This is a genomic window from Lactivibrio alcoholicus, from assembly GCF_055390895.1.
This window is the reverse complement of sequence record NZ_AP042471.1, coordinates 2,963,345-2,979,060: the sequence shown is the minus strand read 5'-3', so window position 1 is coordinate 2,979,060 and position 15,716 is coordinate 2,963,345. Positions and strand designations below refer to the sequence as shown.

Genomic DNA, 15,716 nt, shown 5'->3' with positions numbered 1-15,716 from the left:
GGATGCTCCACTCCCTTTTCGAAAACATCTACGGCATTCTCCACAGCGCGACCTGGGTCGCACCCATGGCCGCATTTGCGTGGGGAATCCTGAGCATACTCCTGAGTCCCTGCAATCTTATGACGATCCCGCTCGTCGTCGGATATATCGAAAACGACGAGGATCCAAGCCCGAAACGTGCGTTTTTCGCATCGCTCGCATTTTCGTCGGGTATTTTCGTGAACCTCGCCGTCGTCGGAATGGTTCTCACATCGAGCGGCATCCTCATGACGGATATCGGAAGAGTGACCAATTACGTCGTCGCCGTCGTCTTCATCGCGATCGGCCTCCATCTCGCCGGCGTCGTCCGGATCCCGTGGTTCATCGGACGGGGTCTGTCTGTCGGAAAAAGCGGAGGACTGAAGGGCGCCCTGATGCTCGGGCTCTTTTCCGGTCTCGCGCTGGGACCGTGCAGCTTCGCCTACGTCGCCCCGCTGCTCGCCCTCACGATGAAGACCGCAACGGCCAACCTGCCTCTCGCTCTCGCGCTCGTACTGCTGTACGCGCTCGGGCACTGTTCGGTCATTCTCGCGGCTGGAACGTTCACGTCCGTCGTCTCGCGGTATCTGCGCTGGGGCGAGTCCGACCGTCTCGACGTCGTCAACAGGATTCTCGGTTCCGTTATCGTCCTGATCGGTCTTTACTTCATTTACTCGGCGCCGCGGTGACGGTCATGGAGTCGCTTCTCGAAACGTTGAAGGCGCTTTCCGACAAGACGCGGCTCCGGATCCTTCTCCTGCTGCCCGGACACGAACTCTGTCTCGGACAGATCATGGCAACCCTCGAACTCAGTCCTTCGACCGTTTCGAAGCACGTTTCGGTCCTGAAGTCGACAGGACTCGTAACCGACAGGAAAAGCGGGAAGTGGGTCTACTGCTCGCTCTCCGGGAATCCCGAAGGGACACCGCAGGAATTGTTTTCCCTGATCGCCCGGGAGATCTCGAAGTCGCCGGAAGTTATCGAAGACCGGCGAAAACTCCAGAAGATACTCGAAATTCCGCCGGAAACGCTCTGTGAACGTTTCCGGACGCGAAACCGCATCGGCCGAACTATAATATGAAGACGGTCGATTCTATCAGAATCTCAGGGAGGGAACTCTATGAACGCGCTGTACGTCATTCTCGGAATTCTCGTCGTGATCGTCCTGTGGGGAATATCGATATACAACGGCCTCGTCCGCCTGTTCAACCTGAAGGACGAGGCGTGGAGCGGCATCGACGTCCAGCTCAAGCGACGCGTCGACCTGATCCCGAACCTCGTCGAAACGGTCAAGGGGTATGCGGCGCACGAAAAGGAAGTTTTTCAGAAGGTGACAGAAGCCCGTTCCGCGATCATGAAATCGTCGTCGGTCGAGGAGAGGGTTCAGTCCGAGAACATGCTTACGCAATCGCTCCGATCCCTTTTCGCCGTCGCCGAAAACTACCCTGAACTCAAGGCGAACGAGAACTTCCTCGACCTCCAGAAACAGCTCGCCGCCGTCGAGGACGATATCCAGATGTCACGAAGGTACTACAATGGCGCGGCGCGGGAGTACAACGTGGGCATCGCGAAGTTCCCCCACATTCTCGTCGCGAGGAACCTCGGCTATGTGAAGGCGCCCTACTTCGAAGCCGAAGAACAGGATCGGGTCGTTCCGAAGGTCACCTTCTAGCCTTCCGGGGAAAATCTCGCTTCTTTTTCAGGATCGTCGCCGCGCTCGAGGTCGGGAAGGATATATCCCCTCACAGTACGCCGGTGATTTTCGGGAAGCACATTCAGCGCGGGTCTCTTTTTCTTCTTGTGTCCGACTTTTCGGGATTCGTCGTGTCGACCCGGACCGCTCCGGAGTCGGCACCGGGGAGCGACGGTTCTTCCGGCGGCTGTGGCGGGGTTAAAAAACGGGGAGTGGGATGTCCGTCAATCCCGCTCCCCATGCCTCACTACTCTCGTTTCCATTCCGGAAACTTTTGCGGACCACGCTGCCGGTCCGTTGCACGTGTTCCTATTGAGTTGGAATTCCCTGAGGTTTGATCAGCCGCATTCGTTTCATTCCCGCAGATCCCCCCTCGCAATCGGGTTGATGCCCGTTCTTTACGACTGAATTATACCTCTGTTCTGTTAATTTGGCAAGTTCTGTGCCGCCTCAGTCTCCGCCCGCAGGACCAGAAACATTCTCCGCTCCTCGTCCGGATTCGCCGAAGTCGAGATGTCCCTGCAAATCGAGCGGATCGCGGCACTCTCCACCGAGAAGACATCGCATCGTCGCCGCGTTTCGCACCGCATAGTCCCGAAAGCAGTTGTTGAACATGACGAAGAGTCGTTCGACCCGGTCCGAAAGAGAGAGAAGTTCCCTGCCCCATGCCGTGAGTTCCGTCGAGTCGTAGGCATATCGGAATTTTTCCGCGACGGGAACCGCTCCCTTCTGCCACGCCACGCGGTTTCGTCCATGAAAGCGGATTACGGCCCCCCAATCCGCAGTGACATGGATCTGCGGAGGGACCGTCCAGCGGAGCTGTGGCTCGTCGACTACGACATACGCGAGATTTCCCTCCCGCAGGGTTTCGAGGAATCTCTCCCGAACCCCGGGTTCGAGCCATGAGCGATGACGGACTTCAAAAGCGGCACGGAAGGGAGGCGTCACTTCGGCGACGCGGCGGACATAGCGCAGGGCGTCTTCAGAATAGCGAATCCACGGTGGAAGCTGAAAAAGGAGATACCCCATACGCTTCGCCTGATGCAGCGGTTCAAGCACCTGGGCGAAGGAGTTCCACACTTCGCCCCGGACATCCTTCGGAACATCCTTCAACGTCACCCGGTCGGAGTCCGTACCGGACACCATGGCGCGAAACTGTTCCGGAATACTCGAACGGCGGACGTCGTGGTACGTGAAAAGCCCCCACACCTTCACGTTGAAGAGAAAACCGGGAGGTGTCCGGGCAATCCAGCGGAATATCCGGGTGCGGTCAGGGAATGCATAGAACGTACTGTCGACCTCGACCGTCGTGAAGTTCGAGGCGTAATATCGCAGCAACGCGGCCGAGGTCTTCGTTCCGCGCGGATACCATCCGCTCCGCAGCAACGTCGCGTCCGTCCACGAACACGTTCCGACCCGGACGTCTCCCATAGGCGTCGTCCTCAGACCAGGGATGGAAGGATCCCCTCGAGGAATCTTCCGACCGACGCGATCCAGCGACTGAAGGACATGGCGGAAAAGAGATTCGCGATCGAGTCGTATTCATCCCGTGCCCCGCCGAAAGAGTCCGCGTCGCAGATTCTTTCGTAGGTTTCAGACGGCATTTCGAGGACAATGTCGCCATCGTGACGGTTTGTGAGTTTTTCGGGAACCGCGACAACCGCGAATCGTCCGTCCTCCTCGCGCGAGCAAAGCGTCACCTTGTATTCGACTGGTCCGAGAGCCCCCTCGGAGAACGGAATGCGTCGGGTCCTGACGTACCCCCGCTCCCGGAGAACATCGTATCCGTCGCGAAGGAACGACTGCGAAATATCCCCGAGGAACGACAGATGACGGGTATAGACGACGATGTGGCGGATCATGCGGTCTGTTTCGGGGTTCCCGGCCGCCAGCACGAGATCGCGCCCGCGTATCTGTCCTTCCTGAACCATGCCCCAGAGAGTCGCGGCAGTCTCCGACAGGTCCTCGAAATTCACCGAGAATCCGCATAAAAGGGCGCCCGAGGCCAGGAGGATCGGACGGTACCAACGGGAGGGATTCGCGACGACGAGCCGACGCGTGACGCCTGTCGCCTTCAGGTGAGTCGCACCCTTTCCGTTCGTGATGGAAAGGTGGGGGGGATCGGGGAGAGCGCCGCATTCTTCGTCGGTCATCGGAAAATACGGGCGGAAAACTCCTTTCCCCTGAGATTGCGTCAGATCGGCGATCCAGAGAGTACATCGCTTGGTTTCCGGAAGGAGCGACAGTTCTCCGGGATCGAAAATCGGTTTCGGCGTGTGGATGGCGTCGGAGAGGAGAATCGTCGTTCTCCAGAGAAGCGCCTTGAAGACGGGGCGGGCAATGAACGCCGCGAGAAGTTTCCGGACGGAGGGAACGAGGTCTTCGGAAGTGAAATCGTGCGTCATTCCGTTCTCGCCCTTCATCGTCAGCTTCCGGCTCTCTTTCTCGAGCCAGGAGAGCGGACTCATCCTCTTCGTGCCGCTGATCCTGTTCTGTATGACGAGTCTGGGCAGTGCCCTGTTGCACCACAGCCCCAGTTGCAGCACGTCGTCGACAGTTTCGCTCGCGACGATGCTCCCTTTCGTGTCTTCCACCGCGGATCCTCCTCTGCGGGCATGTTCGTTCCGGCATGTATTATACTCGCCCGATACAATGGGAGTGTATTTCTGTCAGACGGCATAACTTTCCTCAAATCGCCGCGAAGGGGAATGCCAGGTCCGGATGACGTTGCGTCTTCCGAGGCATCATGATGTCACTTGTATTCTGACGTATATGGAGATATGATTGACTGTCTTTGATTCTACGAAACGGGGAGTTTGAGAACATATGCAGGACACGAGCAAGATCCGAAACATCGCCATTATCGCACATATCGACCACGGCAAGACGACGCTCATCGATTCCGTCTTCCGCGCCGCGCAGGTCTTCAGGTCGAACGCGCGCGTCGAGGAACGGATCATGGATAACAACGAAATCGAGCGCGAGCGGGGAATCACGATTCGCGCAAAACATTGCACCGTCACATGGGGAAATTATCAAATCAACATCATCGACACACCGGGACACGCGGATTTCTCGGGCGAAGTGGAACGCGTCCTTTCGACGGTCGACTCGGTGCTCCTTCTCGTCGACGCGAACGAAGGACCGATGCCCCAGACACGTTACGTTCTCATGCACGCGCTGCGCATAGGGCTGAAGCCGATCGTCTTCGTGAACAAGGTCGACCGCCCCTCTGCCGACCCTGTCGGCGCGCTCGAAAAGACCTTCGACCTGTTCATCGAACTCGGCGCGACGGATGAACAGACGGACTTTCCCGTCCTGTACGGATCCGGACTCGACGGGTGGGCGGTTCGCGACCTCGAAAAGGACAATCGCGGAGAGGGGATGAAGGCGCTCTTCGAAACAATCGTCGGCTACGTCCCTGCGCCCGAGGTTTCGCTCGACGCCCCATTCCTCATGCAGGTCAGCACGATCGCGTGGAGCGACTACACGGGAAGGATCGGATGCGGCAAAGTGCTTCAGGGAACGATTCACAAGGGGGAATCCTTTGTCCGGACGTCGACGCGCTGGATGAATGGCGACCGCTCCTCCGAAACCTTCGAGGTCACGGGAAAGGAAGACGCAAAGGCAAACCAGATCTGGGTCACGCGCGGTCTCGACCGTGTCGAGGTCGAGGAGGTATTCGCGGGAGACATCGTCTGGATCACCGGTCCGAAGGATATCAGCATCGGCGACACGTTTTCGGCGGCTTGTGAGGAGAAAATCCTTCCTCCGCTCGACATCGAGGAGCCGACCGTTTCAATGTTTTTCCTCGTCAATACGGGCCCATTCGCGGGACAGGAGGGCCAGGCCGCAACCCTGCGACAGATCAAGGCGCGACTGGAACGCGAGGCACAGGCCAACGTCGCGCTTCGCGTCGAGGATCTCGGACGCCCTGATGGCATCAAGGTTTCGGGACGAGGAGAACTTCACCTCGCGATCCTCATCGAAGAGATGCGCCGCGAAGGCCTCGAATTCTGTGTATCGAAGCCCGAAGTCATCACAGAGGAACGCGACGGCCGCGTCTATGAGCCGTTCGAACAGCTGATTCTCGATATTCCCGAGGATTGTCAGGGGGTCATCTTCGAGAAACTCTCCCGCCGCAAGGCCCGCATCCGGACGATGACGAACCTTCAGACCGGACTGATCCGGCTTGAATTCGAAATCCCGACCCGCGGCCTGATCGGCTACAGAGGGGATTTCCTGACCGACACGAGGGGACTCGGAATCATGTCATCCTGCCTGACCGGATATGCTCCATGGGCCGGAGACATCACCGGACGCGGCCGGGGAGCGATGGTAAGCATGGAAACCGGCGACGCGACCAGCTACCAGCTCGAAAACCTCCAGGAACGCGGTATGCTCTTCCTGTCCTCCACAGACCCCGTCTATGCGGGGATGATCGTCGGCGAACACTGTCGTCCCGGGGATCTCCCCTGCAATCCGACAAAGAAGAAGCACGTCACGAACCACCGGGCATCGACGAAAGAAATGGCCGTCAAGCTGGATGTCCCGCTGAAGATGTCGCTCGAGAGGGCTCTCGAGTGGATCGAGGACGACGAACTCGTCGAGGTGACTCCGAAGTCAGTGCGGCTGCGAAAGGCAATTCTCGATTACGAGGAACGCAGAAAAGCGGGCCGAAAAACGGCCTAGTCGAGACCGTCCTTCGGCGTGTCCCGGAGGGGAATGACAAGCGAAACGACCGTTCCGCGCCCGGAAGAGCTGGCCACCGAAAGCGTGCCGCCCGCGATCCGGGCGCGTTCTTCCATGGTTCTGAGTCCGTAGGACCCTCGCGATTCGGCCTCGCGTCTGGCCTGTTCGACATCGAAGCCGAGACCGTCGTCTGATATTCTTGCCCGGAGAGCTTCCACCCCGACCGAAAGGGCGAGACGGACTTCCCTGGCCTTTCCGTTCTTCACCGCGTTGACGACCGCCTGGTGAATGATACGGAAGACGTTGACCCGCAGTAAATCGGAGAGAATGTTTTCCTTTCCTTCGACCGCAAACCGCAACTTCGCTCCCGTCATCTGCTCGACCTGGGACGCGAGCCGTGCGAGTGCACCATGGAATCCTTCCCTGAGTCCGGACGGATTCAGACGGAAAAGAAACGACCGGACGTCGCTTTCCGTTTCCCGCAGCTCTTCCTTGAGATGATCGAGTTCCTTCCCGAGATTCGGATACTGTTCGGCATCCACGTGCTGGCGCACGAGATCCGTCACGAGACAGGAAGAAGCGATTCGCTGCGCCAGCCCGTCGTGGAGATCCCGCGCGAGCGAGAGGCTTTCCTGCTCGGCGATCCGGAGTGCAGCGGTCATCATCGTCTGACCGGAATAATCCCCCATGAATTGCTCGATACTGGTACTCATTAAATTCAGCGCGAGACGAAAGCGGTTCGCCATCTCCTCGCTCATCGCGATGAGTTTTTCGATGCGGCGCTCCTCGCGCGCGAGATCGTCGCGGGTGCGGGAAAGCATTCGCTCGCGTTCCTCGAATGTTCCCCGAACCTTCATCAGGTGCGCGGCCTTCTCGTAGGATTCCTTTTCCAGCGCCTCGTCCCCGGAACGGGTCGCATCGAGAAGCTGCTGGCGGGAGCGCCGGTATTCCCGCTCCGCCCTGTCCACGGCGACGATGACATCCTGCAGTTCCTGCTGGATTTCCTCGCGCCTCGAACGGACCTCGAAGAGGCGGGTCATCTCCTCTTCCCGCAGCTGTCCGACGCTGTCGATGCTCGACTGAAGGGACTCGCTCACCTCTTCCTGGATCTTCAGAATCTTCTCCGCTACGTCATCCATATGCCATCGCGCCTCATCTCTCAGAGTTCCGCCGCTTTCCTCTTTTTTCGCTCCTCTTTCTGCTCATACATTCGTTCATCGGCGATCCGGAGCGCTTCCTGAATCGTCGACACCTCATCCGGAAGGACCGTGAATCCGAAATCCGCCAGCAGAGGCAAACCGCCCATTCCGATCGGGTGAATCTTTTCGAGCGAACGGCGTATCCGTCCGATGAACCCCCTCGCTTCGTCAGCCCCGGCTCCGGGAAGAATGACCAGAAATTCGTCCCCTCCATACCGTCCGACGATGTCGGACGATCTTGCGGCCGAACGCAGACATTCGGAAAACTGCCGCAGGACGGCGTCCCCGACGATATGCCCCAGCCTGTCGTTGACCGTCTTGAAATCCGCCATATCGATCATGACGACTGCGAATCGCCCCCCTCTGCGTTCCACGGAACCCTGCTGACGTTCCAGCACTCCGAAGAGATAGCGCCGGTTCCAGAGATGCGTCAGTTCGTCTTCGAGGGCCATCCGCTCGTTCGACCTGATCAGTTCGTGCAGGGCCATGATCGCCCCGAGATGCCCTGAAAGGATCGTGAAGAAATCGACATCTCCCCTCGAAAATCGTTGCGACGATTCGACCGAAAGAACTCCGAAACACCGTTCGTTGTAGCGGATCGGAGCGTCCAGCTGAGCGACCGGGGAGAACCAGGCATCGCCGCGGGTGTACTTCGGATGCGTCTCGACGTTTTCGAAAACCGACACGCCGCTGTTCCTCATCTGAAGCGACACGAGACCTCCGTCTGCGTTCCTGAGCCATTCCGTCAGGGTTTCAAGGTGAGCGTCGTCATAGACATTCGATGCGACAGCCGTCAGTCCCGGCTCTTCGACAAGGTATGCCGTTATCTCCTCGTATCCGAACTTTTCCGCGACGCTGTTCACGAGGGTTTTCAGGAGCATTCGTTCGTCGCGTCTCTCCATGGAGATGACCTTCATGATCTCGTGGAGCACCTTGAGTCGCGAGACCTCTTCGTTCAGGTCACGGAGAACATCCTTGCTTTCGAGTTCCAGAGCGAGATGAGCGACGATAATCGAAAGCAGTTCCTCATCCTGAGACGAGATACCGTCCTCGACCTCGCTGTCCGCCGCGAGCACGCCCCACGTCGTCGTCTGCGACCGGATCGGAAGGACGAGTTCCGAACGAACGGCGGGATCGTGGCATACGTAATACGGGTCTTTCGAGACGTCCGAAAGACGGTACGGCACTCCGGTTTCGATGACGCGCCCCGTCGTTCCCTTTCCGTCCCGGATGAGGCCCCTGCGCATTTCCTCGGGTAACGTCACGCCGTGCGACGATTGCGTCTCTATGGGTCCGGTGCGCGTCAGCCGCGCGTGAACGTAGATGTTCCGGTACGAAAAACGCTTCGCCAGCGCCTCCGTCAGGTTCCGGAACATTTCCCCCGAATTCCGGGATGCCGAGAGCATCGCAATGATCGAGAAAAGATCGCGAAGCCGCCGGTTGAGCGTCTCGGCCTCCTGCTTTCCGCGACGCACGGCATCGAGGGACTCGCGTAGGGCCGTTTGGGTTTCGGAAAGCTCCCTGTTCGTCGTCTCGAGACTCTCGATGTTCCTTCCGAGGGCACGGGAGGCTTCGATATGCGAGAAAACCTCACCCAGGATCGCCGCAAGAAAGGAAACGTTCCGCACATCCTCGGGACGAAATCTCGCAAGAGTCGTCGACTCGACGTTGAGAACGCCGAATCTGGACCCTTTCCAGAAAATCGGGACCGACATCTCCGAACGCGCGCCGGGAATTCCTTCGACATACCCCGGGTCCGCGAGAACGTTGTCGACGACCTGGGCTTCGCCCGTCCTGTAGGCTCTCCAGGAAATGCTGTTGTTCCGCGGGAACGCGCCGTTCGCGAATCGCACGTACCCTACCGACGAAATGACCCGGAAGGACTCTTTTTCAGGGTCATAGAGCGCCACGGCCGGAAATGCGTCCGGAATGTACTCGCGGATGAGCTTCACCGCTGGTTCGGAGGCATCCTCAAACGTGTCCGCCGCTCCGACGCGATTGATGTACTCGAGGAAGACGGACATCTCGCGGACCGAGGCCTTCTTGAGATACTCCATCACGACGCAGAGGCAGAGGATGAGCGCGTACTCCGGAACCGCGTACCGGATATCCACGTCCGCCACCGCGAGAATCGACGGCACAATTACAGAGGCCGCGAGGAGGACGATTCCCATTGCACGCTTCGAGAAGAAAAACGCGCACAACGTGAAGATCCCGATCAGAATGGCGGGAAAGAAAAACGTGAAAAACATCGGCCCGCATTCGAGGGTACAGCCAAAAAAAGTCAGAACAACCAGAGCTGTCGCGCACCACCAGTCTCTCACAAGGCGCACCTCCGCGGAGGTCTTTGCAGTGCATTGTATCACTCTTGCCCGCCTTCGTCGCACGAACGGCCACCAGCTGTATGTTTACTCTTCGTCCGGGTTGCCCTACACTATGACGCATTCGTCCCGTTGCGGGACACGACCGTCAGGAGGATGACGATGCTCTATTCCCTTATGCTCGGCTGGGCCCTGCTCTACGCCGACAGAACGTCGATGTACCCGCTGCTTTCCGTCATCGGAAACAGGCTCGGAATTTCTTCGGCCCTCGCGGGTTCCATCACGAGCGCCTATTTTCTCACGTACGTCCTCATGCAGATACCGAGCGGGTTCGCAGGTGACAGATGGGGGCTCAGGCGCGTCCTGCTCGTCATGTTCGGCGTCGCCGGCATCGGAATTATCGGTCTCGGTCTTTTCGGAACGAGTTACGCGTCCCTTCTCGTCTTTTCGGCCCTTCACGGCCTCGGAGCGGGAGCCTACTACCCGGCCTGCTACGGAACGATGCTTTCGGTCGTTCCGCCTGAAAGACGCGGTTTCAGTTCCGGCCTGATCGGCGTCGGGATGGCGTTCGGCATTCTCGGCGGCATGACTGTCAGCGGTCCCGTGTTCGAATGGTCGGGATCGTTCCGGACGCCGTTCCTTCTCCTGGGCATCCCGACGCTGTGCATGCTCCCCGTCTTCTTCAGATACATTCCCGGGACAAAAGCAGGCGTCCAACCGTCGAGACTCGAATATCTGCGGCTCTTCAGGGATCCGGATATCTGGAAGATCAACCTTGCGACCTTCGCGTCCCTCTACGGTTTCTGGGTCGCCGTCACCTGGGGACCGACGTTCCTGAAGGCCGAACGCAACTTCAGTCTCTCGCAGGCCGGGCTCTATACGGGACTTGTCGCGCTCTCGGCAATTCCGGCAGGCATCCTCTGGGGGCGCCTCTCCGACCGCATCGGCCGCAGGCGCGTCGCCGTATTCGTCCTTCCGGCGAGCGCGGTCGCCCTGTTTCTCATCACGGTGGTGAGCTCCACGCCTGCGATTATCGCCTCTTTTCTGCTCTTCGGCGTGTTCGCGAACTCGGCCTTCGTTCCGACGATGGTTTCATGGATCGGCGATATCGTCAGCGCACGCTACCCCGGCTCAATGGGAGCCGCAATCGGATTCTTCAACGGCTTCGTCATGTCGTCGGCGATCTTCGCCCCGATAGTGTCGGGGGTGCTTCGCGATATCACATCCTCTCTGGTTCCCGCAATTCATACGGGATGCGGTATCATTCTCCTCGGAACGGTATTGCTGTTCCTGATTCCAGATGACCGAAAGGATGACACCGCATGAAGACGGTCAGCGTTTTCGGAGCCGGCAGCTGGGGGACGGCGCTCGCGGATCTCCTCGCGCGAAACGGGCACGACGTGGTGCTCTGGTGCAGAAGGTCCGAACAAGCACATGCGATCACCGCGACGGGAATCAACCCGGGGTATCTTTCCTCCGCGAGAATCCATCCGGCCGTCGCTCCGACATCGGACATCCGGGATGCGGCGGAGCACTCGGATCTCTGGGTGCTTGCCGTCCCGACCCAGGCCGTCCGCGGACTTCTCTCGAATCTCGCCCCGTTGCGCAACCAGGTCGCAATCTGCAACGCGGCAAAGGGCTTCGAGATCGGGACGATGCTTCGCATCAGCGAAATCGTCAAACTCATCCTGCCCGAAGCGTCGTACACGGTCCTTTCAGGACCCAGCTTCGCCGAGGAAGTGATTGCGGGACTTCCCACAGCGGCCGTCGCAGCCTCTGTGGACGAACCCGTCGCGGCGGACTGGCAGCGCCGTTTCTCGACGCTGTACTTCAGAGTGTACTCCGGTGCCGACGTGATCGGTGTCGAGGTCGGCGGCGCGGTCAAAAACGTCGTCGCGATCGCCGTCGGTGCCGCGCGTGGACTGCGCCTCGGCGACAATGCCGTCGCGGCACTGATCACGAGAGGACTCGCCGAGATATCCCGGCTTGGCACGGCGATGGGAGCGCAGCCGAAGACATTCTCGGGGCTGACCGGAATCGGAGATCTCATTCTGACATGCTATAGTTCGAAATCGAGGAACTTCCGCCTCGGTCTCGAGATCGGTTCCGGCAAGTCGCTCGACGAAGCCCGCTCTTCCGTGGGTCAGGTCGCGGAGGGAGCCTTCACCGTAAAGGCCGTCGTTTCGATGGCGGAACGGTACTCAGTCGAAATGCCCATAGCGGGAGCGGTCTGGAATATCCTCTACGGAGGCAAGAGGCTTTCCGACGTTATGACGTCGCTCCTGACGCGGGACCTGAAGCCCGAGGACATCGTTCCCGGTTGCCCACCGAAGTATGGTGCGTTATAATCCGGTAGGTTCCAAATGAATTATGAAATAATACACATATCAATAAAGGGAGGTGTATGTAATGGCGAAGGCGAAAGTTGATTCCGATGCGTGCGTGGGATGTGAGACGTGTGTCGGGAATTGCCCGGTGGAGGCGATCAGCATGGTCGACGGCAAGGCGAAGGTTGACCAGGAAACCTGCATCGAGTGTGGCAGTTGCGTTTCCGTGTGTCCCGTGAGTGCGATCTCCCAGTAGGAGCCATCCTGCTCGGAAAGGGACGACTCATCGAGGGAGACCGGATTTCCCGGTTTCCCTCTTTTGATTGGATACATTCCGGGGAGGCAAAGCCATGTTTCTCAAAAGCCCATCCCGTTCCGTCGTTACCGGCGTGATCCCGGGCGCGTCCACTTCCGAAGATGGCATGGACGCGATGCGGGACGAGGCGATGCGGATCGACGTCATCGCTGAAGACTTCGAAACACTTGTCGACGACAGCATCCTCGCCATCGACACGATCGCCTCGAATTCGGATGCCGTTTCGCGTTCCGCCGCTGATCTCGGAGCGCTTTCCGGAGAATCGGAAGCACGCCTTGAAAAGCTGTCGGCATCCGGCAGAAAGACAACAGCCCTTGTCATCCAGATCACGGAGGAGGGAGGACGCCTCCGTGAGAACACAAAATCCAGCCTCGAAACGACCGAACGCGCCGAAGCGGCGATCGGAAAGGTCGTTTCATCCACCGCTTCCGTTGCGGAAGCCATTTCGACCATGCGAGGCGTCAGCTCGGATATCGGACAGATCGTGACCGCCATAGCGGGCGTCGCCGATCAGACCAACCTTCTCGCGCTCAACGCGGCGATAGAGGCGGCAAGAGCGGGAGACGCGGGACGCGGATTCGCGGTCGTCGCTGACGAAGTCAGAAAGCTCGCCGAGCAGTCGCGGCACGCCGCAGAGAAGATCGGGAAACTCGCGACGGACATCAGGAAGCTTGCCGAGGACGGTTCAGAGCGCATACGCTTCGCGGAAGAGACCGTCGGCGAAGCAACCCTGCAATCCGAAATCGTCAGAAAGACCCTCGAGGAAATGGCCTCGGGCGTATCCGTGGTTCTCGGAAAACTTTCGGAAACATCGGGGCTCGTTCAGGAACAGGCAGCGGGGATCGAAGACGTCGTCGATTCCGTAAACAGAACGAACTCCCTCGTCAAGGACCAGTCAGGACGCCTCGCCGCCGTCTCGGAGTCCATCCAGGAATACCGGACCTCGGCCGAAGCCCTTCGCACACGAATCCCGAAGTTGCGCGACGGATCGAAGCGGCTCGGAAACCTGACGGCAGGCTCAGGACGCGACGGGGTTCGCACACTTGCGACCATCGTAAAGTCCGGCGTGCTTCGCGTCGGAATGGACGATTCCAACTGGGGACTCTTCCATTTCTGGAAGTCCGGGAAACCGGAGGGAATGGACGTCGATATGGCGCAGGCCATCGCCGCCTCCGCGGGAATCCCTCTGCGGATCGTGCCTCTCCGCTGGGGGAACGGGGAAAACGGAACGATCAGCGGGATGTGGAACACCGGCTCATGGCCGGAGTGCGACCTCATCGTCTCTCCCCTGACGAAGACTCCGGAACGCGCATCCAGAGTCACGTTCTCGCGGTCTTACTTCGCGAGCGGACAGACTCTCGTCGCGCTGCAGAATAGGAAAGACGCCACGTCGCCTCTTTCGAAGGGACGAATCGGGACTCTGGAGGGAAAAACGGGAACCGCCGTTGCTCAGGAGAGGTTCGGCGCCTCACGGCTCGTGCTTTTCCCGAGCTGGGATTCGATACTCGGGGAACTCACGGCGGGGAGGATCGACGCCGCAGTTCTCGAGACCCCCGTCTTCCGGGAGTATTCACGCAGGATGCCCGGGCTCGTACAGATCGGGGCGCATCTCGCACGAGAACATTTCGGCATCGTCCTCCCCCGGAGAACGGATCCCGAGCTGAAAGGACTCGTCGATGCCGTCGTCATGAAGGAACGGGAAAGACTCTCCGGGAAATGGTTCGGATCGAAGTAGACGGCCCGGAAAAGCCCCGGGAATGCAGGAGTCGGAATAACGAAGGTCCGATCCTCCATTTGTTGTGCTCTTTGACCGTCGTCTGGTTTTTCATCATGACCATCGTGGATCTCGGCGTCGGATTTCGGCTGCTTTCGCTGCTCGACGGTTTTCTCGCGTGCGAGTTTCTATTCCTGTGCATGAAGGGCAGAAACGTTTCAATTCCGAGGATCCGCGCACTCCTCACCCCAAATCTCATCGTTCTGAACCTGTTGCCTTTCGCCTATCCATTCTTCGATGCCCCCGCATCCGTCTTTCTCGTCCGTCACCTCGTCACGCTTCTGGCGACCGGGATCGCGTCGGCGATCCGCGGACGACGCCCGTTCCTCTTCTTCCTTTCCCTCAATGGAACCGGGTTCGCCGGAACGTTCCTTCTCGTGCCGCGTCCCGAAGACGCGATCATCTACTTCGCGATCAGCTATGTCTTTACGCTGTCGAGCATGGTGTTCTTCTTCGAGCTTCAGGACCGCAGCAGAAAAACCATTGCAACGCTCACAACGGACAACAGGATCGTCCGCAATATGGCGAACAGGGATCCGCTCACCGGACTCGCAAACCGGCGCGTCTTCGAACAGGCGCTCGACGATCTCGTTGACGGGGAAAAGCACGGAGCGCTTCTGCTCGTCGACGTCGACGATTTCAAGAAGGTCAACGACACGCTCGGGCACCAGGAAGGCGATCGCATTCTCCGTCTGATCGCGGGCGTCCTGCAACGATGTGTGCGGACAAGCGACATATCCGCACGTATCGGCGGCGACGAGTTCGCCCTGTTGCTCCCGGACTGCGACGTGAAGACGGCGGGCAGAATCGCGGAACGGATCTGTTCCGACGTGATGCGCGCTACGAAAGGGGTCGGGGTTTCCGTCGGCGTATCCCTCTGCTCTCCGCCTACGGACAGGCAGACATTCATGGCGTCCGCAGACCGGGAGCTGTACCGGGCGAAGCTCGCCGGGAAGGGAAGGGCTTTCATGCCCCCTCCTTCTCCTCCGGCTATCCGGCGATGACAGCGAAGAAACGGAGCGGATCGACTCCCGTATTCAGCAGTGCGTGTTTCTGCCCCCTCATCGTGAGCATGACGTCGCCCGGCTCGACGGAATGCCGGCTTCCGTCATCGTCCTCGAAGACACCTCTTCCCGAAAGGATGACGTAGCATTCTTCGTCGTTCTCGTGCGAATGCAGACCGACGGACGATCCAACTGCCAGCTCCATCATTCCGGCCATCGTGAACCGGCTCCCCTTCGGGCCTTCTCCCTTCGGAATCGCGTACAGGCAACGAAGTTCTCCCTCGCCGCCCGCCGGATTCTTCCTGACGGCATTCTTCTGATTCTGGACGCGAATCAACATATCACTCTCTCCTTCCGTTGTGTTCCATCCCC

14 protein-coding genes are annotated in these 15,716 nt (G+C 59.2%); 9 read left to right on the top strand and 5 right to left on the bottom strand.

Annotated elements, in window-relative coordinates; all coding sequences use genetic code 11:
* The first annotated feature begins 2 nt into the window (after positions 1-2).
* Genes ACZ5IU_RS13610 through ACZ5IU_RS13600 form a run of 3 tightly spaced genes read left to right on the top strand, consistent with a single transcriptional unit; the run spans position 3 to position 1,690 of the window.
* Positions 3-707 carry a cytochrome c biogenesis CcdA family protein gene (locus ACZ5IU_RS13610; RefSeq protein WP_464418229.1) on the top strand — a complete coding sequence of 235 codons (705 nt, stop codon included), beginning with the start codon at positions 3-5 and terminating at the stop codon, positions 705-707.
* A 5-nt stretch (positions 708-712) separates the two neighbouring features.
* A complete protein-coding gene (locus ACZ5IU_RS13605; RefSeq protein ID WP_464418227.1) occupies positions 713-1,099 on the top strand; it encodes an ArsR/SmtB family transcription factor in 387 nt (128 codons plus the stop codon).
* Between the two features lie 39 nt (positions 1,100-1,138).
* The gene (locus ACZ5IU_RS13600) at positions 1,139-1,690 is read left to right on the top strand and encodes a LemA family protein (RefSeq protein WP_464418225.1); all 552 of its coding nucleotides are present in this window, start codon (positions 1,139-1,141) and stop codon (positions 1,688-1,690) included.
* 471 nt (positions 1,691-2,161) lie between these two features.
* On the opposite strand, the gene ACZ5IU_RS13595 is transcribed toward ACZ5IU_RS13600, so the two are convergent.
* Together ACZ5IU_RS13595 and ACZ5IU_RS13590 are read right to left on the bottom strand one after the other, a co-directional pair.
* On the bottom strand, positions 2,162-3,142 hold the full coding sequence (locus tag ACZ5IU_RS13595; protein ID WP_464418223.1) for a DUF72 domain-containing protein: 981 nt from the start codon (positions 3,140-3,142) through the stop codon (positions 2,162-2,164).
* A gap of 11 nt (positions 3,143-3,153) precedes the next feature.
* Entirely contained in the window at positions 3,154-4,305 is a 1,152-nt protein-coding gene (locus ACZ5IU_RS13590; protein WP_464418221.1) for a hypothetical protein, read from the bottom strand.
* Positions 4,306-4,537: 232 nt separating this feature from the next.
* On the opposite strand from ACZ5IU_RS13590, the gene typA reads away from it, so the two are divergent.
* Complete coding sequence (gene typA / locus ACZ5IU_RS13585) at positions 4,538-6,403, top strand: translational GTPase TypA (RefSeq protein WP_464418217.1); 1,866 nt, start codon at positions 4,538-4,540, stop codon at positions 6,401-6,403.
* On the opposite strand, the gene ACZ5IU_RS13580 is transcribed toward typA, so the two are convergent.
* Both ACZ5IU_RS13580 and ACZ5IU_RS13575 read right to left on the bottom strand, forming a co-directional pair.
* A complete protein-coding gene (locus ACZ5IU_RS13580) occupies positions 6,400-7,542 on the bottom strand; it encodes a sensor histidine kinase (RefSeq protein WP_464418215.1) in 1,143 nt (380 codons plus the stop codon). The two genes, typA and ACZ5IU_RS13580, sit on opposite strands and share 4 nt — an antisense overlap.
* A 20-nt stretch (positions 7,543-7,562) precedes the next feature.
* A complete protein-coding gene (locus ACZ5IU_RS13575) occupies positions 7,563-9,854 on the bottom strand; it encodes a diguanylate cyclase (protein WP_464418213.1) in 2,292 nt (763 codons plus the stop codon).
* A 231-nt stretch (positions 9,855-10,085) separates the two neighbouring features.
* On the opposite strand from ACZ5IU_RS13575, the gene ACZ5IU_RS13570 reads away from it, so the two are divergent.
* From ACZ5IU_RS13570 to ACZ5IU_RS13550, 5 genes are all read left to right on the top strand, one after another.
* Positions 10,086-11,249, top strand: a complete 1,164-nt coding sequence (locus tag ACZ5IU_RS13570) for an MFS transporter (RefSeq protein ID WP_464418211.1) — start codon at positions 10,086-10,088, stop codon at positions 11,247-11,249.
* The gene (locus tag ACZ5IU_RS13565; protein ID WP_464418209.1) at positions 11,246-12,271 is read left to right on the top strand and encodes an NAD(P)H-dependent glycerol-3-phosphate dehydrogenase; all 1,026 of its coding nucleotides are present in this window, start codon (positions 11,246-11,248) and stop codon (positions 12,269-12,271) included. The genes ACZ5IU_RS13570 and ACZ5IU_RS13565 overlap by 4 nt, the downstream gene beginning before the upstream one ends.
* A 61-nt stretch (positions 12,272-12,332) precedes the next feature.
* Complete coding sequence (locus ACZ5IU_RS13560; protein ID WP_464418207.1) at positions 12,333-12,506, top strand: DUF362 domain-containing protein; 174 nt, start codon at positions 12,333-12,335, stop codon at positions 12,504-12,506.
* Between the two features lie 94 nt (positions 12,507-12,600).
* Positions 12,601-14,301, top strand: coding sequence for a methyl-accepting chemotaxis protein (locus ACZ5IU_RS13555; RefSeq protein WP_464418205.1), 1,701 nt, complete (start codon positions 12,601-12,603; stop codon positions 14,299-14,301).
* Positions 14,302-14,396: 95 nt separating this feature from the next.
* Positions 14,397-15,344, top strand: a complete 948-nt coding sequence (locus ACZ5IU_RS13550; protein ID WP_464418203.1) for a GGDEF domain-containing protein — start codon at positions 14,397-14,399, stop codon at positions 15,342-15,344.
* Here ACZ5IU_RS13550 and ACZ5IU_RS13545 read toward each other — a convergent pair.
* Positions 15,331-15,684 (bottom strand): cupin domain-containing protein, encoded by a 354-nt coding sequence (locus ACZ5IU_RS13545; RefSeq protein ID WP_464418201.1) that lies wholly within the window; start codon positions 15,682-15,684, stop codon positions 15,331-15,333. The genes ACZ5IU_RS13550 and ACZ5IU_RS13545 overlap by 14 nt on opposite strands.
* Positions 15,685-15,716: the final 32 nt, after the last annotated feature.